This is a genomic window from Vibrio sp. V33_P6A3T137, assembly GCF_009904835.1.
Classification (GTDB): Bacteria; Pseudomonadota; Gammaproteobacteria; order Enterobacterales; family Vibrionaceae; genus Vibrio; species Vibrio metschnikovii.
Window position 1 is genome coordinate 1 of record NZ_WXWK01000009.1, and the last position, 23,348, is coordinate 23,348.

Consider the following 23,348-nt stretch of genomic DNA (forward strand, 5'->3'; position numbering starts at 1 on the left):
GTGAGTGAATCCCCCCTAACTACTTCTAGTTACAGCCTCCATGAAAAAGTCCATCCGCATGGCTGCAACTTCCAGTGGTAAGGGATCGATAAGTTTAATTATTTTTTATAATAATAGGAGGGTGTTTATGTTGAAACGAAAACGTCAATCAAAACTCCTGAACAAAGCAGTATCAGCCAATCGTCGCCGTCGCATGCTGGCGAACACAAAGAAGAAAGTGCTCGCACGTCATCGTGCCTTCGTGCAACTGATAGACTGATCGGATATCAGCAAACATCTACACAAAGACTCAATCAGGCTGTAGATGTTTGCCAGCCTCCTTCTCAGAAACACATCCCATCACTATTTTTATCTTACCTTTGTTTTTTTTGCTCTTTTTGAGCTTTAATTTCTTGCCGACGACGTTTGAAAAAAGCTTGCAGTTGAGTACGGCATTGCTCTTCTAATAACCCCTTTTCAATAACCGCGTAATGGTAAGCCGCTTGACTCGCAAACAAATTCAGCACCGTTCCTGCGGCTCCCGCTTTGAGATCTGGCGCGCCGTAAACAATCCGTGCAACTCGGCTGTGTAACAAAGCGCCAGCACACATTGGACATGGTTCTAAGGTGACATATAAAGTGGTATCTAATAAACGATAGTTTTGTAACGCTTGTCCAGCTTGACGCAACACTTGGATCTCAGCATGAGCCGTCGCATCATGCCCACCAATCGAGCGATTCCAGCCTTCAGCGATCACTTGACCATCTTTGACTAATACCGCCCCGACGGGTACCTCGCCTTCCGCTTCGGCCTTGGCAGCAAGCGCTATCGCACGACGCATAAAGACTTCATCTTGTTGGGAAAACAAAGAAGGACTGTCGCTCATAAAAACCTCTTACACAAATGATATACCTCAACAACCTAGCGTTAGGGTACGTGAGTCGCCATCCATATAGATAAACGATGTGAGAACGTGGCCACCACCGCTGTCGCTTCAAGTCGCGGGGGATAGAAAGTATATCGTTAACCGCTTTATCCGGTAAGCTTAAAGCGATAAATGCTGAGTTAGATGGTCAACCAACAGACGAACCTTGGTTGATAAGTGGCGATTTTGTGGATACAGCGCCCATACTCCTTCACGATCATCTCGAAAAGTCGCTAACACCTCGACTAAACGGCCCTGAGCTAAAGGTTCCGTGACATAATAATCGGGTAACTGTGCCAGTCCCATACCTTTCAAGGCAGCATCCAGCAGTACCATGCCACTACTACAGCGAATTCGACCACTCACTTTGATGCTTCTGGATTGTTGATGTTCCTTAAAACGCCAATGATCGTGGGTACCAATCAAACAAGAGTGACGCGTTAATTCAGATAACGCATAGGGGGTACCGTATTGCGCTAAATAGTCCTCACTGGCACAGACATATAAACGACGATCACTGAGTTTACGAGCGATAAAACTGGAATCCTCCAATTGCCCTAAACGTATCGCTAAATCAATCCCTTGATCAATCAAATCTAATTTCTGATTGGTTAACACCAACTCTAACTCAAGCTGCGGATAAAGCAGTAAAAAATCATGCAATAGTGGTGCTATTTTTTGCTCCCCATACGTTACCGGAGCCGTCACTTTAATTTTGCCACTTGGGGTATGTTGAATCTGCGTTATCGCTTGCTCAGCCTGAAGTAAACCATCAACCAACACTTTACATTGTTGGTAATACAGCATTCCCGCTTCCGTTAACGAGACTTTACGTGTCGTCCTGAGCAAAAGTTTTATGCCTAATCTCTCCTCAAGCTGTAATACTCGTCGACTGATATTCGCCACTGAGGTGTGTAAGCGCTCAGCCGCCTGAGTAAAACTCCCCATCTCAGCGACGGCCACAAACTCATTCACGCCTTCCCAACTTGCCATATCACCCCATTATTACTTATTTGTAAAAGTCATTCATATTTTTAGCTAATTATAGCAATAAAATAAAGCACTATACTGACCTTGTTGTGAGCCGCAAGGCTCCCCTAACGGCTTAAGTTCGTGGTGACCACTTGAATCCCTATCTCACTATTGAGCTTTTTCTCTATCGCAAGGAATAGATTATGTCACAAGATAAATTTATCAAATCACGCGCCGCCATTGCTTGGGGCCCGAATCAACCACTGAGCATCGAAGAAGTCGATGTGATGCTGCCTCGTAAAGGCGAAGTATTGGTACGAATTGTTGCCACTGGTGTTTGTCATACCGATGCTTTTACCCTTTCCGGTGAAGACCCAGAAGGGGTTTTTCCGACTATTCTTGGCCATGAAGGAGGCGGAATTGTCGAAATGGTCGGTGAAGGTGTGACTAGCGTAGAAGTCGGTGATCACGTGATCCCGCTCTACACTGCCGAATGTGGCGAATGCAAATTCTGTACTTCAGGGAAAACCAACTTATGCCAAGCGGTACGCGCAACACAAGGTAAAGGATTAATGCCCGATGGGACGACTCGCTTTTATAAAGATGGGCAACCGATTTACCACTATATGGGCTGCTCTACCTTTTCTGAATACACCGTACTGCCTGAAATCTCGCTTGCCAAAGTCAATAAACAAGCACCATTGGAAGAAGTGTGTCTACTCGGCTGCGGTGTAACAACCGGTATGGGCGCAGTATTGAATACGGCTAAAGTTCAACAAGGAGATACCGTCGCTATTTTTGGCCTTGGCGGGATCGGATTATCCGCGATTATTGGCGCTCGAATGGCAGGAGCCAGTCGAATCATTGGTATTGATATTAATGAGAAAAAGTTTGCCTTAGCACAGCAATTGGGTGCGACCGACTGCATTAATCCGCAACAGTTTTCCAAACCGATTCAGGAAGTGATCGTCGAAATGACCGATGGCGGGGTTGATTTCTCATTTGAGTGTATTGGTAATGTCAATGTCATGCGTCAAGCTTTAGAGTGCTGCCATAAAGGTTGGGGAGAATCAGTGATCATTGGCGTGGCGGGTGCAGGGCAAGAGATCGCAACACGTCCGTTTCAGTTAGTAACCGGTCGAGTATGGCGAGGCAGTGCGTTTGGCGGCGTCAAAGGACGCTCACAATTACCGGCTATCGTCGAACAATACTTAGCCGGAGAATTTGGCTTACAAGAATTTATTACCCATACCATGCCATTAGATAAGATCAACGAAGCTTTTGAATTAATGCATTCCGGAGAAAGCATTCGTTCCGTGGTGCATTTTCACTCTCAACCGTCCGCTTAATCTTAGTCGTCGCCATTCCGTTGGCGACATTAAGTCATCGCTAATTAGGAGCCGTATTCATGAGCCTTACCCCTCTCAGTCAATCCAAAGTATTTTCTGGTTGGCATAAACAGTATCAACATACCTCATCGGTACTAAATTGTGAGATGCGTTTTGCGATTTACCTGCCGCCACAAGCTTCACCTCAAACTCCGGTTCCGGTGTTGTACTGGCTTTCAGGGCTAACCTGCAGTGATGAAAACTTTATGCAAAAAGCTGCCGCTTTTCGTAAAGCGGCTGAACTTGGTATTGCGATTGTTGCGGCAGATACTAGTCCGCGAGGTGAGTCTGTCGCGGATGATCCACAAGGTGCTTACGATTTAGGACTGGGGGCTGGGTTTTACGTTAATGCCACTCAAGAACCGTGGAAGCAGCATTATCAAATGTACAGCTATATTGTTGATGAGCTACCAGCACTGATCGAGCAGCACTTTCCGGTGAATCAACGTCGATCTATCGCCGGACATAGCATGGGAGGGCATGGCGCTTTAACCATCGGCATTAAAAATCCGCAGCGCTATTGCTCTATTTCGGCATTGAGTCCGATTTGTCATCCCAGTGATTGTCCTTGGGGACAAAAAGCGTTTCGACACTACCTTGGCGAGGATCAACTAACGTGGCAAGACTATGATGCCGTTGCGTTACTTAAGCGTCAAAGCACTTCATTGCCTATCTTAGTTGATCAAGGGGAAGCAGATCCCTTTTTAAAAGAACAATTAAAACCAGAAACCTTACAAGCCGTAGCCATTAATAATGAGTTAAATTTTACCCTTCGCCTGCATGCTGGTTACGATCATAGCTACTACTTTATTCAGAGTTTTATCAACGATCATCTTGAGTTTCACGAACAGTATCTTAAAGGCTAGTTAACGACTGAACGGGTATCCATGGCTGATACTCATCTCCCATCCCTGCTTAAACAATAGTAAAAAAGCCTGCTATATCAGCAGGCTTTAATTATCATTTACTCTTATTCATGGCCGAAACAGCAAACCTTCAGCTATCAATTGACTTATAAAGAGTAGGTATAAGGCGCTTGAATACCTAGGGGAATACCCAGTGCCCAATAGGCTAAAAGGAAAACCGTCCAGCCAATCAGCATGGCAATGGAGTACGGCATCATTAATGACGCCAGAGTACCAATACCCGCCCCCTTCACATAGCGCTGGCAATACACCACCACCAATGGGAAGAAGACCATCAAAGGTGAAATGATATTCGACACCGAATCCCCCACCCGATACGCCGCTTGCGACAGTTCAGGGGAAATGCCAACCGCCATCAACATCGGCACTAAAATTGGACCAATTAATGCCCATTTTGCAGACGCGGAGCCTATCAACAAGTTAACCATCGCAGTCAATAAAATCATCCCGACAATGGTCGCTTGTCCGGGTAAGTTCATCGCTTTTAGCCCTTCCGCGCCATACAGCGCCAGCATAGTACCGATGTTTGATTGGCTAAAGGCCGCCAAAAATTGCGCACAGAAAAACGCCATCACGATGTACGCACCCATAGTCGACATAGTGGCGGACATGGCTTTAATCACATCATTATTGGTTTTAAACGTTCCTGAAACTCGTCCGTAAACAATGCCGGGAATAATAAATAAGATGAAAATCAAAGGGACAATAGAGCGCATCACGGGCGCAGAAAAAGCGGTCAATTCTCCTTCAGGGGAACGTAGCGCCGATGTTTCTGGCCATAGTGCGGCAACCAGTAAACCAATACCAAGCAGCATTGCGCCACCAGCATAACGAAACGCTTTAGACTCAATAGCAGAAAATGAACCTAAATCAGGGGCAGTTTCTGCATCTTCGTCAATCGGCATACTATTGAGGCGAGGTTCGATGATTTTTTCCGTGACATACCAACCAATACCGACAATCAGCATCGACGATAATCCGGTAAAAAATATATTTGAAAGCGGGTTCACTTGATAAGTTGGATCCAGCACTTGAGCCGCGGTTTGGGTAAAGCCCGCGAGTAGCGGATCAATTCCTGAAGGCACGAAGTTCGCGGCAAAACCACCTGATACCCCAGCAAAGGCCGCCGCAATACCAGCCAGTGGATGACGCCCCGCCGCATGAAAAATAATGCCGCCTAATGGAATAACCAGCACATAGCCAGCATCCGCCGCAGTATGAGAGACGATTGCCACCAGAATTAACATCGGCGTTAATAACTGCGCCGGAGTAAAATTGAGCATTTTTTTCAAGCCAGTGGTGATAAAACCGGATGAATCAGCAACACCGACACCAAGCATCGCTACAAGTACAATGCCTAATGGAGCAAAACTGGTGAAAGTGGTGACCATATTGGCCAAAAAGTTAGCTAGCTCGGTGCCCGTTAATAAATTATTCACTTGCAGCGCTTCGCCAGTACGAGGATTGATTAAATCGAAGCTTGCCTGCGATAGTAAAGCTGAAGCGACCCAAACGATAATGAGAGCCCAGAAAAAAAGTATCGCAGGATCTGGGATTTTATTGCCCACCCGCTCAATTAAATTTAAAAAACGATCCATACGACTCAATGGTTGCGTAGGTGCTGAGTTTACCGCTTGATTACTCATCCGTAGTTCCTAGTTCATGTTGTGCCTATCCCCTTCCTGACTAATGACGAGGTAAAACTCTTTCCAATCCTATTCATGGATCTTCGTTCGTCACTAACTGGGCACACCAAAGTGTTTAGGGAGATAGCTTATTAATTAGAGTCACAGTGTGCATTTTGATAGATTGATCTTATTGACGTCATCCTATCGATATCTGCGCTCAATTATTGTGAGTCATAGCCCATGATGAGATTCTATAAAACAAGCCAAGGCGAAGCACAAAATTCCAAACCAACTGAAACATCCAGAGACACTTTGCCCAATCTTGCTATATCAAAGCAACATTGCATCAACAAAACATCTACAAAACTTTTTACAATTGAGTAATCAACCTATAAAGCTAGCGATAAATCGTAACGTCGATACCCAAACGACTTGGAGTTGTAGGTAGGCGGCAAGTGAGTGAATCCCCATGAGGATAGGCAAACTATGCAATTGGGGTGAAAAAACGTAGTAGCCAACACCGCTGCAGCTTCAAGTAAGAAGGGGAGATAAAGCAAAAATATATTGATTGGATCTGTATAAACCCGAAGCAATAAAACCTCTAATCAAACTCGCTGTGTTGGGAAATCATCGTTTTGAGTTGGACGGATTGATCTTTTCCATATCGGTCTTTCCAAGTGGCTTGAACAACGATGGTTTTTAATGCACCGGACAACTGGGTTGAAGGTACGCTCCATTGCAACAGGTAGAGAGGATGACGACTATCCTCACCATCAACAAAGTCATGAGGATAACTCGCAACTAAACTCGCCGTCGCGGCTGAAGCACCGCGGGTGCGAAACCATTCTAATTTTTGCTCAGCAAGGTTGAGTGCAGTAATGCTGTGCTGCGCAAAATCTGCACGCTGCTCAACAAAGGTTTGCAACTTAACCAAACTTAACGCACCAACGCCGATGAGCACAAAAGCAATCATCACTTCAATCAGGCTAAAGCCTCTTTGTTTAATAACCATGCCAGCTCCCCTGTTGTAATGAAATGGTTTGCGAACGCTGATGTGACTCCTTATTCGATTGGAACTGCAAATTAAGCGCCCCATGAATCACTACATCCATACCATCGGCATCAAATACCATCCCCCCATCCGGTCGAAAAGCACCGCTATCAATGTACACAACGTTCCCCGTTACCAAATGCTTTATAGCGTCGTAAAACGGTACTTGTTGCCAATCATTTGATAAAACCTCTGGATTCTTGATCATATGGAAAAATGCGCCACCATATACATGGGATCCATTGGTAGCAAATAAACCGTTTTCTACCACTAAAGAGCGAGCATCGGGTGCTGAAAAAGAGCCGTGAATAAAGCAGTCTCCTACTACCCAAACGTCTTTATAAGTCGCAAATGCTTCATGTAATTTCGTAATACAGTCTTTAGATTCTGCGCCATTGAGTGTAATAACATGATGCTGACTTTTTACTTTGTGATAATTTTCTGTGCTATAGGCAAGGCCGAAGTACGACTCAAACGGCTTAAATTTAGTATCTTGCACAAAATCGGCTTTAAATTCTGATGAGTCTTGAGTATTAAAATCTTTACCTTGACCACGGGGTATTGAGGTTTTGCTCTCTGCTTTACACTTCAACTCCGAGTTATTCTCAGCGAGAGCATCTAATACTCTTAAGCCATTTTCTGATTTAGGTTTATTCTTTTCTGATTCAGTTTCCGTTGATTGTTGGGAACTCGCTTCAGAATGAAATACAACTTGATACTTATAACGCACCGCGACACAGTCATAAAAGCCGTTTTCATCAGCCTCTCCTACCGCTTCTGGTCGAATATCAAAATCCCCCACTAGGCGCAGATTAGCATTGGTTTGAATTGCGCCAGTGCCTGTCGTGTATGAATAAATCTGCTTATTCACCTGTGCGTATCCTTGACGTGCATAGATACGATACACGCTATTTTCTAATGGTATGAGTTGCAATTCATCGAGCTGAAGTTGCTGTTTACAATGATTAACTTCACCGGGAACTTGTTTTAATAAACCAGTAATTCTAGTCGGGTCTTGTGCGATATAAGCATACAAACATTCAACGCCGCCTTCGGCTAACCAATAACTTTGCCGAGCACTCACTTCATTTTGTGCTCGCTTAATTTGATAAAACAAATTTTTATACGAGCCAAGGGTTATCACTAAGGTAATTGAGAGCAAGACCGCCGTGATCAGTAATGTCGCGATGCCTTGTTGATGACGCTTCATGATTGCCAATTCCTTTGCGTAATGTGCAATTGCATCGAATGGGCCACCGCAGGGTTAGCAACTAAAGAGGCACTAACATCAATCGAAATGACTGCACTTTGTACCGCCTGACCGTTAATAGGGAAACGCTTGACTGAAAATTGGGTCACTCGCACCTGCTTAGGATCAAATAAGTTAAAACAACGAGTCATACTCGCCGTAGACTGGGGGATCAGATAATTAGCCTGACAATACTTCAAACTACTCGAATCTAAGCGATATAGAGTATGGCTAAATTTTTCTGCTGAATGATTGTGGATATAATAGACATAACCTATCGAGTGATCTGTCACCGATATGAGATCGGGCTTATCGATAAACTGCAGTGAATAACTGTCTAAATAATTATATCCAGCACGCAGTACATCGCGTTTCAATTGGTGCATCACCATGCTCATTTGTTGCTGAAGCATAATTTCCTGACTACGCTGCAACGCTACGCGCTGATTAGAGATAAAGACACTACCTATAATCGCTAAAGCCATCACACCAACTAAACTGGCAATCATAAACTCAATCAAGCTCGCTCCAATTTGCTGGTGTTTAGCAACTGGAAAAGCCATATTGGTCTCCTTCTATGGTGCACACTTTTATTCGTCCGGCACGATTGTGCAAAATGACCCGAATCCCTTGGCTATCTTCAACGTGTGCTTTGATGGTGATACTGCCATTTTGAGTCGGATTACCCATGACATGATCAAATCTCACCGAGTTAATGGAGCTGGTATGGTTTACCGATAAATTACGGTATCGGGCGCCACTAAAAACTGAAATGTTCGATTCTTCATTGCTTGGCAATAAAGCGTCTGAAGAAAGCCGCAATTGCCACTCTCCCGTACTTGATGGCATTCCTTCAATATGAACCCAAAGCCCTTGATTACGAAACACCGCCTCAGATTTGGCTTGCATAAAAAAGCCATGTAAATCATTGGCCAGTGCCGTCATTTTAATTTGCTGATTTACCTGACGATAACTCGGCGCAGCAAAGGCAAGCATCAGCGTCACAATACTGACCGTAATTAACAGTTCTAAAAGAGTAAAGCCGCGAACCATTTCCCAAAATCCTTTGCAAACATAGAGATAGTCGTAAATCAACTTGCCTCGATATTAACAGTAATCAACACTAGGCAAGGATTGGTTAACAGAACGAATGGACATGATTCGAATAAATAAATGCAATGAATTGCACAAAAAGATGGGCGGCATGACACTGATCGAATTAATGATTGCCGTGGTGATCGTCGGTGTGCTGGCAAGTATTGCTTACCCAACTTACAGCCACTATGTGAAAGAGGGGCATCGTCGCCAAGTAATGGCTGATATGGCCAAAATACAACTCTATTTAGAAGAGAATTATCGCCATAGTGAGGGTTATCCTATAGACGAAATATTTGACAACAATAGCGTATGTTCATTTTGTGACTACGATAATGAACGATTTGAACTTACCATTAAATCTATTAATGATAACAGGCAATACACCATCATCGCTAAGCCACTGCTACAAAGAGGACAAAATACTGACACCTGTCGCGGAGAACAATATGATCAATTAGAACTGAAAAGTAATGGTGAAGCGCTGCCTCGGGCATGCTGGTAAATGAGATGAGCCAAGCGTAGATCAGCTATAGCAAAGATTACCCCAACAAAAGCCAGACTGCGACTGCGAGCATTAGCGTTGCCGAAATCCGGTTCATCAAGCGAACGTTATTGGTATGACCTAACGCATGTTTCAAGCCTTTACCGCCCGTTGCGTAAATCGTCATACAGACAAACTCCGAAATCATGATGATTGAAATCAACCAGAACAATTGCGGTGCAATCGGAGCTTGGCTATTAATAAAAGGCGGCAATAGCGCAATCATAAATGCCCACCCTTTGGGGTTAGCAATCGCAGTGACAAAGCCTTGGACAATCAAATCCCAATCTTTACGAACAATAGGGGTTTCAACATTTTGATTCAACGCTAATTTACCTTTTGAGCGCCACATTTGAACCCCGATATAACCAAGATATGCCGCACCCAATGTTTTAAATACCGCAAATAACCAAGGATAATTGAGCATAACGGATGCCATCCCCAATACTGCCGCCATCGCCACCACAGCAACACCAATCAGTTCACCGAACATCATCCATAAAGTACGTCGATAACCAATGCTCATCCCCAAGCTCAGTGCTAATGTCATACACATACCAGGGGTGATAGAGACAAAAAAGAACGTCGGCACAAAGGCCAAAAGCAGCGCACTCGTCATGATCGATCCAAATGAAAAAGAGAGAGTTAGAAAAGAGAAACCACAGCGTGGTATTGAACCCTTAATCTACCGCAGTTGTCTTGCGTATTTCAAGTAACAAAAAAGCTACCTAAAGTAGCTTTTTTATCAATCATGGTACGATTACTTGTTGCGGTTTTTTAAACGGTTCATCATTGATAAACGACGTTCAGCAGAAGCTTGATCTGGCTTGTCTTCATTAGGGTTGTTACGACGGCCTTGACGATCTTTAAAAGCCGCTTTCGTGTGCAATTTTTCAAGGTAAGCATCGCGTTTTTTCGGCTCATACCCAGGCTGTTCGACACGGCGAATGCGTTGCTGGATAAGATTCTCAACCTGAATTAACGTTAACTCTTCTTCACGACTGACAAACGATACTGCATGACCTTGCTTACCCGCTCGGCCAGTACGACCGATGCGATGCACGTAATCCTCTGCTAAAAAAGGCATATCATAGTTAATGACATGAGGCAGATCGACAATATCGAGCCCACGCGCAGCAACATCCGTAGCGACCATCACACGGGCTTTGCCCTCTTTAAATTCATCCAATGCACGGCGACGGGCACTTTGTCCTTTATCACCATGACAGATCACGGCTTTAATGCCATCTAATTTGAGCTCTTTAACCACTTGATTGGCGGTTTCTTTGTAATTCACAAACACCAAAACTTGCTGCCAGTTTTTACGACCTATTAACTCAGAAAGTAATTCGGTTTTACGTTCTTGATCAACAGGGTAAACCACATGCGCAACCGTACTTGCTGTCGTATTAACACGATCGGCATTAATCCGTTTAGGCTTGCGTAAAATATCACCCGCTAATTGGTTGAGCTGAGCAGACGTCGTCGCTGAGAACATCATGATTTGTGGTGACGTTTCAACTTCCAGCATGATCTTACGTACCGGATTAATAAATCCCATGTCTAAAATACGATCCGCTTCATCAAAAACTAAAAACTCTAAATTGGCCAGCGAGACATTACCTTCACTTAAATGCTCTTCTAAACGGCCTGGTGTTGCCACTAAAATATCAACCCCACTCTCGAGCTGACGCACTTGCGAAGACATTTTATTGCCACCGTAAACGGCGGTAACACTCAGCGAAGTATATTTAACGTAGTCTTTAATATTTTGGGCAATTTGAGCGGCTAATTCACGAGTTGGCGCTAAGATCAACGCTCGCGCGGTATGCGGAGAAGGTTTTTTACCACTATCTAATAAGCGTTGGATAACCGGTAATGAAAACGCGGCTGTTTTGCCTGTTCCGGTTTGTGCCGTTGCAAAAATATCATGCCCTTTGCGAGCCTCGGGGATCGCTTGTTGCTGAATCGGGGTTAATTTTTCATAACCACATTCTGTTAGCGCTTTAACCAATTCAGGGGCAAAACCTTGAGATAAAAATGACATTTAACGGGTTCCTTAAACAGACAGCCGATGATTCTTAATATTAGCCGAGCACTATAGCGGATTTAGGGTGATTTATCTCACATTTATCGTAACTACGGATAAATTCTCTTCTTGTTACCAACAAGCATGGTCTCAATGTCTAAAGTAATAGGTTGGAAAACCGAAGTGAACGAATCCCGATAACGATAGAGGGCCGTGTGACATAGCTAAGAAAGGGAGTTAAGGCTGGAAATCCATCTTTCCAGCCTTATTACATAAAATAGCGCTAGTTAACTGGTCAAATCGTCAAAAAACTTTTTAACACCGTTGAAAAAGCCCTCTGATTTCGGTTTATGCTTATTTGCCGCATCTCCACCACAAGAGTCTTCAAGCTCACGGAGTAACTCTTTTTGACGAGCACTGAGTTTAACCGGCGTTTCCACCACCAATTTGACAATTAAATCACCGATGGCACCACCACGAACACTCTTTACACCTTTACCACGCATGCGGAACATACGTCCGGTTTGAGTTTCTTCTGGTACTTTGAGATTCACTCGCCCATCGAGTGTCGGCACTTCAACTTCACCACCTAAAGCAGCCATAGCAAAACTCACCGGGACTTCACAGTACAAGTTATTACCATCACGCTCAAAAATGTGATGTTCTTTAACATGAACTTGTACGTATAAATCCCCGGCTGGTGCGCCCATATCTCCCGCTTCACCTTCGTTAGCTAAACGGATGCGATCCCCAGTGTCCACTCCCGCAGGAATTTTGACGTTAAGGGTTTTGGTCTTCTGCTTGCGACCTTGACCATGACACACATTACAAGGATCTTTAATGATTTTGCCTTTACCATGACAGGTAGGACAGGTCTGCTGAACAGCAAAGAAGCCTTGACGCATCTGCACTTGTCCGTGACCATGACACGTTCCACAGGTTTGAGCTGAGGTTCCTTTCTTGGCACCGGATCCATCACACGAGTCACAATGAACCAGGGTTGGGATCTCAATCTCTTTACTGCAGCCACGAACCGCTTCTTCTAAGGTCAACTCCATATTGTAACGCAGATCTGCGCCACGCTGTGGACGAGGAGCACCACCGCCACGGCGACCACCGCCAAAAATATCACCGAAGACATCGCCGAAGATATCTCCAAATTCAGCACCGCCACCACTAAAGCCACCACCGCCAAAGCCACCAGCGCCTTGTTCAAAGGCTCGATGGCCATATTGATCATAGGCCGCTTTCTTTTGCGGATCAGTTAGAATTTCGTACGCTTCTTTTACTTCTTTAAACTTATCCGCAGCACTGGCATCACCCGGATTGCGATCGGGGTGGAATTTCATTGCTAGGCGCTTATAGGCCTTTTTAATATCGCGCTCTGAGGCATCACGGCTAACGCCTAATACTTCGTAAAAATCACGTTTTGACATGTTTTAAATCACCAATTATTACTACCAACGGGTTCACCGCTCGGTGTTTGTATCAATATAGATAAAGGTGCTAAGGGTATCATTGATGGTTCCCTTATCTTTATAGACACGGATATAACCACAAATTTACGGGCGTTAGAGTTCCCCCAAACGCCCGCAATCAGACCGTTTCAGACTCTCGGCAGAAATACTGCCGAGTCAAGAACGCTTATTTCTTGTCGTCTTTCACTTCTTCAAACTCAGCATCCACAACATCGTCTTGTGTAGATTGCTGTTCAGCGCCCGCATTTTGTGCTTGAGCCTGTTGCTGAGCAATTTCCATCAGTTTTTGAGCAGCAGCCATCAGCGCTTGAACTTTCGCATCGATCTCGGCTTTATCTTCGCCTTTCTTCGCTGTTTCTAGCTCATTAATTGCCGCTTCAATTTTCTCTTTTTCGTCAGCAGGTAGCGCATCGCCCGCTTCTTCCACTTGCTTACGCGTTGCGTGGATCATTTGGTCAGCTTGGTTACGAGTGGTTGCCAACTCTTCAAACTTCTTATCCGCTTCTTTGTTTGCTTCCGCTTCTTGAACCATTTTCTCGATTTCAGCTTCGCTCAAACCACCAGACGCTTGGATAGTGATGTTTTGCTCTTTACCGGTTTGCTTATCTTTAGCAGAGACATGCAAGATACCGTCAGCATCCAAATCGAAAGTCACTTCAATTTGTGGCATACCACGTGGCGCAGCATTAATGCCTTCTAGGTTGAATTGACCTAGCGACTTGTTATACATCGCTTGCTTACGCTCACCTTGTAGAACATGAATCGTTACTGCACTTTGGTTATCTTCTGCTGTTGAGAATACTTGATTCGCTTTAGTTGGAATGGTCGTGTTTTTCTCAATCAACTTAGTCATTACGCCACCCATAGTCTCAATACCAAGAGACAGAGGGGTTACGTCAAGCAGTAGAACGTCTTTCACTTCACCAGCAAGAACACCACCTTGAACTGCAGCACCAACAGCTACCGCTTCATCTGGGTTAACGTCTTTACGAGCTTCTTTACCAAAGAATTCAGCCACTTTCTTCTGAACCATTGGCATACGTGTTTGACCACCGACTAAGATAACATCGGTAATGTCTTTTACTGACAAATCCGCATCCGCTAGTGCAACTTTTAATGGCTCAAGAGAGCGTTGAACTAAGTCTTCCACTAATGACTCAAGTTTCGCACGAGTCACTTTAATGTTCATGTGTTTAGGACCTGTCGCATCAGCCGTAATGTAAGGCAGATTAACGTCAGTTTGCTGAGCAGAAGACAGTTCGATCTTCGCTTTTTCTGCCGCTTCTTTCAAACGCTGCATCGCGAGTGGATCGCTTTTCAGGTTGATGCCTTGCTCTTTCTTGAACTCATCCACCAAGTAGTTGATCATACGGTTATCGAAGTCTTCACCACCAAGGTGGGTATCACCGTTGGTTGCTAATACTTCAAAGGTTTTCTCGCCTTCAACTTCGTCAATTTCGATGATAGAAATATCGAAAGTACCACCACCGAGGTCATAAACCGCGATAACGCGATCGCCACCTTGCTTATCTAGACCATACGCTAGAGCCGCTGCCGTTGGTTCGTTAATGATACGTTTAACTTCTAGACCCGCAATACGGCCAGCGTCTTTAGTCGCTTGACGTTGTGCATCGTTAAAATAAGCAGGTACAGTAATGACTGCGCCAGTGACCTTCTCACCAAGAAAGTCTTCCGCCGTTTTCTTCATTTTTTTCAGAACTTCAGCAGAGACTTGTGGTGCCGCCATTTTTTGGCCACGAGCTTCAACCCACGCATCGCCATTGTCAGCACGGACAATTTTATAAGGCATGATTTCAATATCACGCTGAACTTCTTCATCTTCAAAACGGCGACCGATCAGACGCTTGATTGCAAATAGCGTATTTTCAGGGTTGGTTACCGCTTGACGTTTGGCTGGCTGACCAACCAAGGTTTCACCATCTGTGTAAGCAATAACAGAAGGGGTTGTACGCTCGCCCTCTGCGTTTTCAATCACACGAGGTTTGTTACCGTCTAATACAGCAACACATGAGTTTGTCGTACCTAAGTCAATACCAATGATTCTACCCATCAGGCTATCTCCAAAATAATTCTATGTTCGTTTTTTGCTATACCCCTTATGTGGGGGTGGAGAATCGGGATTCAACCCCGATCACAAACAAAAACGTGAATGTTTGCTTCTCTTATGCCCCATAGATAAGGGCGAGCCCATGCATTTCAAGGGGGAATAGTAAAAAAATCTAATTTTTAATGACGATATACCGAGTTATCTGCCATGGCGTCGACAACTGGGTATAACCCCACACTCTAAAAACAAGAAGCGAAGCCTAACTGACTTCGCTTCAACAACAATAACCCGTTGTTAATCAACGACGTTATTTAGCAACCATCACCATCGCCGGACGAACAACGCGACCGTTGAGTTCATAACCTTTCTGCATCACAAACATCACGGTATTCGATGCGTGATCAGCGCTCTCTTGAATCGACATCGCTTGATGGAACTCAGGATTAAAGGTTTCACCTTCAGGATTAATGACCGACACGCCAAATTTCGTCACCGCATCGACAAAACTCTTATGCGTTAGCTCAACACCTTCAAGGAAAGGTTTAATCACTTCGTTTTCACAATCTGCCGCGTCAATCGCGCGCTCAATATTATCCAGCACCGGCAGTAACTCTTCGACAAAACGGCCAAGAGCATACTTGCGCGCTTTATCGACTTCTTGCTCGGAGCGACGGCGCATGTTCTCGACATCAGCCAAGGCACGCAGCATCGCTTCATGATTTTCCTTAGCGCGAGCTTCACTGGCTAGTAACGCCGCTTCTAATTGAGCAATTTTCGTTTCTTGGCCTTCTTCTGAGTCAACCTCGTGGTTCCAATCAATATCGGCATCGGTTCCCACAACGTCAGCTTCGGTTTCTACTGCTTGTTGCAGTTCTTCTTCTTGGATTTTTTTCTCTTCTTGGCTCATGATCTCTCCAGAATTCCTATCAAGATTGTGCAAAAGAACCACATTATCTTGGTTTCTTGACACAAACATTCGCATAAAAGCGTCACTTGCCCTTATTATGGGGATGAAGAATTCTGATTCAAGCCCAATTCAGTTGGAAAACGTATGAAAAATCCATTTACAGTGATCGCGATCATAGGCAAACCAAGAAATAAACAAGCAATTCAGACACATAACGAACTGTACTCTTGGCTCACCTCGATGGGAAAGTCAGTACTGATTGATGATCGTTTGCGTGAAATTTTAACCGATATCCCTAGCGAGCATTTTGCCAGCTTAGTCGAACTTGGCAAGGTGGCTGATTTAGCCATCGTTGTCGGAGGAGATGGCAACATGCTTGGTGCCGCGCGCGTGCTATCACGTTTTGATATTTCGGTGATTGGAGTCAACCGTGGCAATCTTGGTTTTTTAACCGATCTCAATCCGGATGACTTTGAAGAACAATTAACAGCCGTATTAGCCGGCGATTATATTGAAGAAACCCGTTTTCTACTCGAAGCAGAAATTCATCGTCATGGCCAAGTAAAAAGCCATAATGCAGCGCTCAATGAAGCAGTCCTGCACCCTGGAAAAATCGCACATATGATCGAGTTTGAGGTGTATATCGATGATAACTTCGCCTTTTCACAGCGTTCTGATGGCTTAATTGTCTCAACGCCCACTGGGTCAACCGCTTATTCATTATCAGGGGGCGGACCGATTTTATCGCCCAGTTTAAATGCAATTACTTTAGTCCCCATGTTTCCACATACCTTATCCTGTCGCCCTTTGGTGGTTGATGGCAATCGACGCATTAAGTTAGTCGTATCACCAGATAACCGAGGGATTCAAGAAGTCAGCTGCGACGGGCAGGTTTCGTTGCCTGTTTCACCCGGTGATGAAGTCCATATTTACCAAAGCCCAAATGTACTCAGGCTGATTCACCCCAAAGATTACAGCTATTATCGTGTATTACGTAATAAATTAGGCTGGTCAAGTAAGTTGTTTTAATGTTTACCACTGACCAGCCGTGATCTGAGTTAAATTTTTCCTCCTGGACAACTTTACTGTATAAAGAAACAGTATATACTGTTGCTATATACAGTATTGTTTAATTATACAGGTGCACAAATGCTGGCTCATCTTAGTGTAAATAATTTTGCGATTGTAAAATCACTGCAACTTGAACTGTCTAAAGGTATGACCACCATCACCGGTGAAACGGGTGCGGGTAAATCCATTGCCATTGATGCTCTCAGTTTATGCCTAGGAGGGCGAGCCGAAGCCAGCATGGTGCGTCAAGATGAAGAAAAGACGGAAGTCAGCGCCGCTTTTATTCTTGATAACAATTTGCACGCCACACGATGGTTAGAAGACAATGATTTACTGGATGGTAAAGAGTGCATTTTGCGTAGAATCATCAGTAAAGATGGGCGTTCAAGGGCCTTTATTAACGGCAGTCCAGTCCCTCTTTCGCAACTAAAATCGCTAGGCCAACTGCTGATCAATATTCACGGTCAACACGCCCATCAGCAACTGATGAAACCCGAATTGCAACTGGCTATGCTCGATCAATATGCCGGACATCTTGATCTGCTCAAGCAAACTCGACTGGCCTATCAACAGTGGCGTCAAGTTAATCACCATTTAAAACAGTTACGTGAAAACAGCCAACAGAACCAAGCTCAATTACAGCTTCTTGAATATCAAATCAAAGAACTCAATGAACTGGCGCTAGGTGAAGAAGAATTCATCGAATTAGAACAAGAGCATAAACGATTATCCAACAGTGGCGATCTGGCTATTAACTGCCAAAAAGCGATTAACTTACTGTATGAAAGTGAAGAAGTGAATGCGTTAAACTTACTGCAGACCGTCAGCCATACCTTGATTGAACTGGCCGAAATGGACGCTCAGTTGAACACGCTGCCTACCATGCTTAACGAAGCCATGATCCAACTTGAAGAAACCAACAACGAATTACGCGCCTATTTGGATCACATTGATGTTGACCCAGAACGCATGTCTTACGTTGAGGAGCGCTACTCTCGGGTACTCTCACTCGCCCGTAAGCACCATGTGCTCCCAGAAGAGTTATATCAGCATCATCAAGCACTTTTACAGCAAATTGCCTTACTTGATTGCTCGGAAGAAAAAATCCAAGAACTGGAAAATGACGTCGCTGTCCACTACCAAACGTTTGCAAGCTGCGCAGAAAAGCTCCATAAATCACGCAGTCGTTATGCCAAAGAGTTAGATAAGCTGATCAGTCTTAGTATGCATGAACTGAGTATGGAAAAAGCGCAATTTAAAATTGATGTGGTTCAGCATCAGGGACAACCCTCTCCGCTTGGGTTTGATCATGTGACGTTTTTAGTCTCAACCAATCCAGGGCAGCCATTACAACCGATTGCCAAAGTGGCTTCTGGTGGTGAACTGTCACGTATCTCTTTAGCAATTCAAGTCATTACCGCTCAGAAAATTGATACTCCGAGCTTAATATTTGATGAAGTCGATGTCGGTATTTCTGGACCAACGGCTGCGGTGGTTGGAAAAATGCTACGTAAGTTAGGCGAATCGACCCAAGTACTTTGTGTTACTCACCTACCTCAGGTCGCGGGTTGTGGCCATCATCAACTGTTTGTTGCCAAACAGACCAAAGGCGGCAAGACCGAAACGCAAATGGTCAAACTCAGTGAAGAACAAAGAATCGCTGAACTCGCTCGCTTACTCGGTGGAAGTCAAATCACACCATCGACTTTAGCGAATGCCAAAGAATTACTGATTGCAGCTTAATAAAAACATTTTTTCTGCTAAGGTTTGCAACCTAATTCAAAATTTGTAGTCTGAACAAGCTCAGAGTGGCGTGAAGTTTTTACTTCTGCTCTGGGCTTGTTTATTATCACCCTAGTTTTGACACTTACCAGTAGTAGAATATTACCTATGCAGTTAACCAAATGGCTTGTTGCCATCCCTCTTGCCGTGACGATGTTATCCGGCTGCTCTGTTTTAGAACGTTTGGTGTATCGTATTGATATAAACCAAGGAAATTACGTTGAGCAACAAGCTGTTGAACAACTCAAATTTGGCATGACCAAAGAACAAGTCCGTTTTGTTTTAGGTTCACCGATGCTGATCGAAAATGGCTTTCCTAATACTTGGTACTACATCTACCATCATACTCCCGGTCACAATCCATCAGTGCAAAAAAACCTAATCGTAAACTTTAATGATGCAGGTCAACTGATTGAACTGTCTGGTGATTTTCAGCCTAGCGACACCTTTTTTGAAACCCTCAATTAAAGCAACTCACTGATGATCTGAAACAGACTGATTACTATACAAAAAGCCCATCCAGTTGTTCATAATCTGGATGGGCTTTTTAGTCGTTAAGGCGAACAATCACTCACCGAGCGATCACAAACCCAACCTCAAACCACGACTAGGCTTTCTTAGTCGCGCTTGAACTGGCTAATTTGGCTTGCTCAGCACGCTTACGGCGAATGTCTTTAGGATCGGCTAACAAAGGACGGTAAATTTCAATTCGGTCATGATCTCGTACCGTCGCATCCAGTTTTACATTACGGCTAAAGACGCCAACTTTGTTTTTACTAAGATCGATCTCTGGGTAAAGACTTAAAATGCCCGATGTTTGAATGATTTCTTCTACCGTCATATGGCGATTGACAACTAACGTCATCACCCGCTGTTCATGAGGCAATGCATAAACCACTTCCACATGAATCCTATCTGACTCAATACTCATAAGGCGTACACCTGCTTCGCTCGTTGGGTAAACGCATTAACCATATTACTGGTCAACTCTGTAAAAATTTTTCCAAAGGCGAGTTCAATCATTTTGCTGGAAAATTCAAACTCTAACTTCAACTCAACCTTACAGGCATGCTCATCCAATGGGGTAAAATACCAACCTCCCCGCAAAGTTTGAAAAGGGCCATCAACCAAATGCATGATGATCGACTCAGCAGGACGCAGCTCATTGGCTGTAGTGAACGTTTTGCTGATCCCCGCTTTAGATACATCGACCGAGGCGATCATTTTATCTGCTGAAGACTCTAAAATGCGTGAGCCAGAACAGCCCGGCAAAAATTCGGGATAGCTCGCCACATCATTGACTAAATGAAACATCTGCTCAGCACTAAACGATACTAAAGCCGAGCGACAGACTTGCTTCATTATTTCCTCTTTTATCTCAGCGATTACGATAGTCCGAATTGTACGTTTATCCCTAGCTCACCTCAAGCTCAGTGCGCTTTCTGACCAAAGTTAACATTTAGCACCGTCTAAACATGAGCCACAGCCAATCAATGGGGTCAATAAAGCGCAAAATACCGCTCACGACTCGCTTTACTGACAGATTGCACCTTGAACTGCTTGAAGTTACTTAGGGATATCCTTATGCTACAGCAAGAAAAAACATTCCTTAACTTTTAACCAATCCGTAAAATGCATCCACTATGGTAAAGAAAAAATCAACGAAGAAAGCGGGTAGTAGCACTATCGCGCTCAATAAAAAAGCTCGCCATGAATACTTTATCGAAGATGAAGTGGAAGCAGGTTTAGAGCTTCAAGGCTGGGAAGTAAAATCCCTCCGTCAAGGTAAAGCGAATATTGCTGAAAGCTATGTTTTCTTGCGAGACGGCGAAGCCTTTATCTCGGGTATGACGATTACTCCATTACAACAAGCCTCAACTCACGTGGTTGCCAACCCAACTCGCGTTCGAAAATTACTGCTTTCCCGCCGTGAACTCGATAACCTGTTTGGCCGCATTAATCGCGAAGGGATGACGTTAACGGCACTGTCGTTATACTGGTCACGCTCTTGGGTCAAAATCAAAGTCGGCGTTTCAAAAGGTAAAAAACTGCACGATAAACGTGATGATCTCAAAGAAAAAGACTGGGCAAGAGAAAAAGCACGTGTGATGAAGAGTTCATTGCGCTAATTGTAACCACTTAACCATTTGATGCTAGACAGAATCTTTGATTCTGGTACTATGCACCAACTACCTCTGGGGCTGATTCTGGATTCGACGGGAATTTTGAAGTCTGAGGTGCATGCCGAGGTGCGGTAGGCCTCGTTAACAAACCGCAAAAAAATAGTCGCAAACGACGAAAACTACGCACTAGCAGCTTAATACCCTGCTGAGAGCCTTTCTGCCCTAGCTTCCGCTCGTAAGACGGGGAATAACAGAGAGTCAAAACCAAACAAGCTCGTGCCGCGTCTCCCGCCTGAGAGACAAAGCATTAAAATAAATTCAGGATAGCCATTAGATAGCGTGTCGGTTCGCAGTTTGACGGTGAAATTAAAGATCGACTAAGCATGTAGTACCAATGATGAATGATTTTCGGACGCGGGTTCAAATCCCGCCAGCTCCACCAAACGTTTGGAAAGGGCGACAAGTCATTGATTTGTCGCCATTTTTGTATCTTTAATACTTGGGTTTAGGCTGTTTGTACTAACGTTTGGTACTAAAACATGCGCTACCTACACATCTCAAAGTCAGGAACTTGGCAATTTCGCTACCAAGTCCCCCCTCATCATCGTCACCTATTTGGTGATCGCCGAGAAATAAAACGTTCCCTTAAAACCTCAGATAAAGCCGAAGCAACTGTTATGGCTCTTGAGCTTGAAATTCAGATTCGCAAGACTATCTTGGCAGCAACATCACTTGAGAAACACCCTTCCACCTCTACCATTTCACAAGTAAAGACCCCCTCAACAAAAGAAGCCTCGTGCTATGACGCGCTAGAACGCTTTTATAAGTACAAAGCCGAGCACATCTCATCGAAAGCGGCAGCGATGTTAGAAGCCAAATGTAGGATTGTTCTTGATCTTATTGGCAAGCCTCATTTGAGAGCAATTCGACGTTCTGATGCTGAAGCGGTGTCATCACTCCTACGCAACTACCCAACGAACCTAAAAAAACACAAACAATTTAATGGGCTATCAGGGCATGATGCGATCAAGCGAAACAACGAGTTAGGACTGCCGACTTTAAGCGATGAGTCAGTCAAGGACTACTGCCAGAAAATGTCTGGGTTCTTTGAATGGTGCCAATTAAATGAACTCACAGATATCAATCCATTCAAAGCCATCAGGTTCAAAAAAACTCGTCGAGATAGTGAAGCTAAAAACGCTTACACCCCAATTGAGCTAGAGAAAATTTTTGGTGCCATCGTACGCGCTAAGCAAGCACATAAGCACCCCTACTATTTCTGGTTACCACTGCTTGCTTACTTCACGGGGGCACGGCTTAACGAACTTTGCCAGCTTTATAGAGCCGACATTTATCAAGTTGACGGCATATGGGTCATTCAAATTGATGATAGATTTGATGGGCAGAGGCTAAAGAACTTAACAAGCCGTCGTATCGTTCCAATCCACGATCAGTTACTAAGCCTTGGCTTTATTGAATTTGTGCAATCTGTACAACATGAACGAATCTTCCCTGAGCTAAAGAAATCTCGTGATGGCTTCGGTACTGCTGCATCAAAGTGGTTTGGTCGCTTCAAAACTAGGTTAGGGTTCGATAGAGGGCATGATTTTCACTCGTTTAGGCACACCGTTGCTACTCAATTGAAGAGACAACAAATCTCTCACATCGTTGCAGGTGAGTTGCTTGGCCATGCCCAAAATAACATTACTTATGACCGATATGGAAAGGGATTAGATACAGCACAGCTCAAGGAGGTGATCAACACGATTGATGCCTTCCCAGTATTAAAGTCACTCAAAAACTAGTTCATGGAAAATATCAAAAACAAGCATTAGTCGAGGTCGGGACACTAGAAAACGCTCATAAAGCAAGCACATGAAAACTTAATTAACTGGTAAGACCAGAATAAAAAGAAATCAACTTTATTAAAGCACATTTTATTTTTCTAAAATTTGCACTTACAACATGTACGTAAATATTGACTTGTGGCTTATTAGTTCAAATTTTAGAAAACTTAATCATATTAAAAAGTACTATGGGTTCAAATTTTAGAAAAATTTAACACTATTGCATTCAAAGAAAACGTTGGTAAATTACCCCCTGTCGACATTATCCAGCGAGCGCATTAAACA

General features: G+C 44.1%; 23 protein-coding genes and 1 other RNA gene. 10 read left to right on the plus strand and 14 right to left on the minus strand.

What is annotated here, in order from left to right:
• Positions 1 to 127: 127 nt before the first annotated feature.
• The gene (locus tag CAG60_RS16740; RefSeq protein WP_004395771.1) at positions 128 to 259 is read left to right on the plus strand and encodes a hypothetical protein; all 132 of its coding nucleotides are present in this window, start codon (positions 128 to 130) and stop codon (positions 257 to 259) included.
• 94 nt (positions 260 to 353) lie between these two features.
• On the opposite strand, the gene tadA is transcribed toward CAG60_RS16740, so the two are convergent.
• Both tadA and CAG60_RS00615 read right to left on the minus strand, forming a co-directional pair.
• Complete coding sequence (gene tadA / locus CAG60_RS00610) at positions 354 to 866, minus strand: tRNA adenosine(34) deaminase TadA (protein ID WP_161438035.1); 513 nt, start codon at positions 864 to 866, stop codon at positions 354 to 356.
• A 159-nt stretch (positions 867 to 1,025) separates the two neighbouring features.
• Positions 1,026 to 1,898, minus strand: coding sequence for a LysR family transcriptional regulator (locus CAG60_RS00615; protein WP_161438036.1), 873 nt, complete (start codon positions 1,896 to 1,898; stop codon positions 1,026 to 1,028).
• A gap of 182 nt (positions 1,899 to 2,080) precedes the next feature.
• Between CAG60_RS00615 and CAG60_RS00620 the strand changes: the two genes are divergently transcribed.
• Positions 2,081 to 3,226, plus strand: a complete 1,146-nt coding sequence (locus CAG60_RS00620) for an S-(hydroxymethyl)glutathione dehydrogenase/class III alcohol dehydrogenase (protein ID WP_161425927.1) — start codon at positions 2,081 to 2,083, stop codon at positions 3,224 to 3,226.
• A gap of 59 nt (positions 3,227 to 3,285) precedes the next feature.
• Entirely contained in the window at positions 3,286 to 4,131 is an 846-nt protein-coding gene (gene fghA, locus CAG60_RS00625; RefSeq protein WP_154168832.1) for an S-formylglutathione hydrolase, read from the plus strand.
• A gap of 146 nt (positions 4,132 to 4,277) precedes the next feature.
• Here the strand turns inward: fghA and CAG60_RS00630 are convergent, their stop codons facing one another.
• The 5 genes from CAG60_RS00630 to CAG60_RS00650 all read right to left on the minus strand — a co-directional run bounded on the left by CAG60_RS00630 (position 4,278) and on the right by CAG60_RS00650 (position 9,172).
• Positions 4,278 to 5,837, minus strand: a complete 1,560-nt coding sequence (locus CAG60_RS00630) for an AbgT family transporter (protein ID WP_004395776.1) — start codon at positions 5,835 to 5,837, stop codon at positions 4,278 to 4,280.
• A gap of 583 nt (positions 5,838 to 6,420) precedes the next feature.
• A complete protein-coding gene (locus tag CAG60_RS00635; RefSeq protein ID WP_158138030.1) occupies positions 6,421 to 6,831 on the minus strand; it encodes a type IV pilus modification PilV family protein in 411 nt (136 codons plus the stop codon).
• The gene (locus tag CAG60_RS00640; RefSeq protein ID WP_161438037.1) at positions 6,821 to 8,080 is read right to left on the minus strand and encodes a hypothetical protein; all 1,260 of its coding nucleotides are present in this window, start codon (positions 8,078 to 8,080) and stop codon (positions 6,821 to 6,823) included. Before CAG60_RS00640 ends, CAG60_RS00635 begins: the two co-directional genes overlap by 11 nt.
• Positions 8,077 to 8,682 (minus strand): hypothetical protein, encoded by a 606-nt coding sequence (locus CAG60_RS00645; RefSeq protein WP_040904601.1) that lies wholly within the window; start codon positions 8,680 to 8,682, stop codon positions 8,077 to 8,079. The genes CAG60_RS00640 and CAG60_RS00645 overlap by 4 nt, the downstream gene beginning before the upstream one ends.
• On the minus strand, positions 8,663 to 9,172 hold the full coding sequence (locus tag CAG60_RS00650) for a GspH/FimT family pseudopilin (protein WP_040904604.1): 510 nt from the start codon (positions 9,170 to 9,172) through the stop codon (positions 8,663 to 8,665). Before CAG60_RS00650 ends, CAG60_RS00645 begins: the two co-directional genes overlap by 20 nt.
• A 97-nt stretch (positions 9,173 to 9,269) precedes the next feature.
• Here CAG60_RS00650 and CAG60_RS00655 point away from each other — a divergent pair, with 97 nt between their 5' ends.
• Complete coding sequence (locus CAG60_RS00655) at positions 9,270 to 9,719, plus strand: type IV pilin protein (RefSeq protein ID WP_040904606.1); 450 nt, start codon at positions 9,270 to 9,272, stop codon at positions 9,717 to 9,719.
• Between the two features lie 37 nt (positions 9,720 to 9,756).
• On the opposite strand, the gene CAG60_RS00660 is transcribed toward CAG60_RS00655, so the two are convergent.
• The 5 genes from CAG60_RS00660 to grpE form a co-directional block, all read right to left on the minus strand.
• On the minus strand, positions 9,757 to 10,377 hold the full coding sequence (locus tag CAG60_RS00660; protein ID WP_158138022.1) for a LysE family translocator: 621 nt from the start codon (positions 10,375 to 10,377) through the stop codon (positions 9,757 to 9,759).
• 141 nt (positions 10,378 to 10,518) lie between these two features.
• Positions 10,519 to 11,805, minus strand: a complete 1,287-nt coding sequence (locus tag CAG60_RS00665) for a DEAD/DEAH box helicase (protein WP_158138020.1) — start codon at positions 11,803 to 11,805, stop codon at positions 10,519 to 10,521.
• A 269-nt stretch (positions 11,806 to 12,074) separates the two neighbouring features.
• Positions 12,075 to 13,223, minus strand: a complete 1,149-nt coding sequence (gene dnaJ / locus CAG60_RS00670) for a molecular chaperone DnaJ (RefSeq protein WP_004395781.1) — start codon at positions 13,221 to 13,223, stop codon at positions 12,075 to 12,077.
• Between the two features lie 208 nt (positions 13,224 to 13,431).
• Complete coding sequence (gene dnaK / locus CAG60_RS00675; protein WP_004395783.1) at positions 13,432 to 15,336, minus strand: molecular chaperone DnaK; 1,905 nt, start codon at positions 15,334 to 15,336, stop codon at positions 13,432 to 13,434.
• Positions 15,337 to 15,640: 304 nt separating this feature from the next.
• Positions 15,641 to 16,240 carry a nucleotide exchange factor GrpE gene (gene grpE / locus CAG60_RS00680; RefSeq protein WP_004395784.1) on the minus strand — a complete coding sequence of 200 codons (600 nt, stop codon included), beginning with the start codon at positions 16,238 to 16,240 and terminating at the stop codon, positions 15,641 to 15,643.
• A 144-nt stretch (positions 16,241 to 16,384) separates the two neighbouring features.
• Between grpE and nadK the strand changes: the two genes are divergently transcribed.
• From nadK to bamE, 3 genes are all read left to right on the plus strand, one after another.
• Positions 16,385 to 17,269, plus strand: a complete 885-nt coding sequence (gene nadK / locus CAG60_RS00685) for an NAD(+) kinase (protein WP_004395785.1) — start codon at positions 16,385 to 16,387, stop codon at positions 17,267 to 17,269.
• A 120-nt stretch (positions 17,270 to 17,389) separates the two neighbouring features.
• Entirely contained in the window at positions 17,390 to 19,054 is a 1,665-nt protein-coding gene (recN, locus tag CAG60_RS00690; RefSeq protein WP_004395786.1) for a DNA repair protein RecN, read from the plus strand.
• Between the two features lie 147 nt (positions 19,055 to 19,201).
• On the plus strand, positions 19,202 to 19,561 hold the full coding sequence (bamE, locus tag CAG60_RS00695) for an outer membrane protein assembly factor BamE (RefSeq protein ID WP_040904610.1): 360 nt from the start codon (positions 19,202 to 19,204) through the stop codon (positions 19,559 to 19,561).
• 139 nt (positions 19,562 to 19,700) lie between these two features.
• Here bamE and CAG60_RS00700 read toward each other — a convergent pair whose 3' ends face one another.
• Positions 19,701 to 20,024 (minus strand): RnfH family protein, encoded by a 324-nt coding sequence (locus tag CAG60_RS00700; protein ID WP_040904612.1) that lies wholly within the window; start codon positions 20,022 to 20,024, stop codon positions 19,701 to 19,703.
• Positions 20,021 to 20,455: an SRPBCC family protein gene (locus tag CAG60_RS00705; protein WP_004395789.1), complete on the minus strand. Its 435-nt coding sequence runs from the start codon at positions 20,453 to 20,455 to the stop codon at positions 20,021 to 20,023. Before CAG60_RS00705 ends, CAG60_RS00700 begins: the two co-directional genes overlap by 4 nt.
• Before the next feature lie 281 nt (positions 20,456 to 20,736).
• On the opposite strand from CAG60_RS00705, the gene smpB reads away from it, so the two are divergent.
• The 3 genes from smpB to CAG60_RS00720 all read left to right on the plus strand — a co-directional run bounded on the left by smpB (position 20,737) and on the right by CAG60_RS00720 (position 23,021).
• Positions 20,737 to 21,222, plus strand: coding sequence for an SsrA-binding protein SmpB (smpB, locus tag CAG60_RS00710; RefSeq protein ID WP_004395790.1), 486 nt, complete (start codon positions 20,737 to 20,739; stop codon positions 21,220 to 21,222).
• A 68-nt stretch (positions 21,223 to 21,290) separates the two neighbouring features.
• Positions 21,291 to 21,658: a transfer-messenger RNA gene (gene ssrA, locus CAG60_RS00715) on the plus strand.
• Positions 21,659 to 21,755: 97 nt separating this feature from the next.
• Positions 21,756 to 23,021 (plus strand): site-specific integrase, encoded by a 1,266-nt coding sequence (locus tag CAG60_RS00720; protein WP_161438038.1) that lies wholly within the window; start codon positions 21,756 to 21,758, stop codon positions 23,019 to 23,021.
• The last annotated feature ends 327 nt before the right edge of the window (positions 23,022 to 23,348 follow it).

Bases quoted from the DNA above. Each gene is read 5' to 3' on its own strand.
- CAG60_RS00700 (WP_040904612.1), bottom strand. From the start codon at position 20,024: ATGAGTATTGAGTCAGATAGGATTCATGTGGAAGTGGTTTATGCATTG.
- smpB (WP_004395790.1), top strand. From the start codon at position 20,737: ATGGTAAAGAAAAAATCAACGAAGAAAGCGGGTAGTAGCACTATCGCG.
- bamE (WP_040904610.1), top strand. From the start codon at position 19,202: ATGCAGTTAACCAAATGGCTTGTTGCCATCCCTCTTGCCGTGACGATG.
- CAG60_RS00650 (WP_040904604.1), bottom strand. From the start codon at position 9,172: ATGGTTCGCGGCTTTACTCTTTTAGAACTGTTAATTACGGTCAGTATT.
- CAG60_RS00720 (WP_161438038.1), top strand. From the start codon at position 21,756: ATGCGCTACCTACACATCTCAAAGTCAGGAACTTGGCAATTTCGCTAC.
- grpE (WP_004395784.1), bottom strand. From the start codon at position 16,240: ATGAGCCAAGAAGAGAAAAAAATCCAAGAAGAAGAACTGCAACAAGCA.
- CAG60_RS00705 (WP_004395789.1), bottom strand. From the start codon at position 20,455: ATGAAGCAAGTCTGTCGCTCGGCTTTAGTATCGTTTAGTGCTGAGCAG.
- CAG60_RS16740 (WP_004395771.1), top strand. From the start codon at position 128: ATGTTGAAACGAAAACGTCAATCAAAACTCCTGAACAAAGCAGTATCA.
- CAG60_RS00655 (WP_040904606.1), top strand. From the start codon at position 9,270: ATGGACATGATTCGAATAAATAAATGCAATGAATTGCACAAAAAGATG.
- fghA (WP_154168832.1), top strand. From the start codon at position 3,286: ATGAGCCTTACCCCTCTCAGTCAATCCAAAGTATTTTCTGGTTGGCAT.
- CAG60_RS00635 (WP_158138030.1), bottom strand. From the start codon at position 6,831: ATGGTTATTAAACAAAGAGGCTTTAGCCTGATTGAAGTGATGATTGCT.
- recN (WP_004395786.1), top strand. From the start codon at position 17,390: ATGCTGGCTCATCTTAGTGTAAATAATTTTGCGATTGTAAAATCACTG.
- tadA (WP_161438035.1), bottom strand. From the start codon at position 866: ATGAGCGACAGTCCTTCTTTGTTTTCCCAACAAGATGAAGTCTTTATG.
- nadK (WP_004395785.1), top strand. From the start codon at position 16,385: ATGAAAAATCCATTTACAGTGATCGCGATCATAGGCAAACCAAGAAAT.
- CAG60_RS00640 (WP_161438037.1), bottom strand. From the start codon at position 8,080: ATGAAGCGTCATCAACAAGGCATCGCGACATTACTGATCACGGCGGTC.
- dnaK (WP_004395783.1), bottom strand. From the start codon at position 15,336: ATGGGTAGAATCATTGGTATTGACTTAGGTACGACAAACTCATGTGTT.
- CAG60_RS00630 (WP_004395776.1), bottom strand. From the start codon at position 5,837: ATGAGTAATCAAGCGGTAAACTCAGCACCTACGCAACCATTGAGTCGT.
- dnaJ (WP_004395781.1), bottom strand. From the start codon at position 13,223: ATGTCAAAACGTGATTTTTACGAAGTATTAGGCGTTAGCCGTGATGCC.
- CAG60_RS00615 (WP_161438036.1), bottom strand. From the start codon at position 1,898: ATGGCAAGTTGGGAAGGCGTGAATGAGTTTGTGGCCGTCGCTGAGATG.
- CAG60_RS00660 (WP_158138022.1), bottom strand. From the start codon at position 10,377: ATGACGAGTGCGCTGCTTTTGGCCTTTGTGCCGACGTTCTTTTTTGTC.
- CAG60_RS00645 (WP_040904601.1), bottom strand. From the start codon at position 8,682: ATGGCTTTTCCAGTTGCTAAACACCAGCAAATTGGAGCGAGCTTGATT.
- CAG60_RS00665 (WP_158138020.1), bottom strand. From the start codon at position 11,805: ATGTCATTTTTATCTCAAGGTTTTGCCCCTGAATTGGTTAAAGCGCTA.
- CAG60_RS00620 (WP_161425927.1), top strand. From the start codon at position 2,081: ATGTCACAAGATAAATTTATCAAATCACGCGCCGCCATTGCTTGGGGC.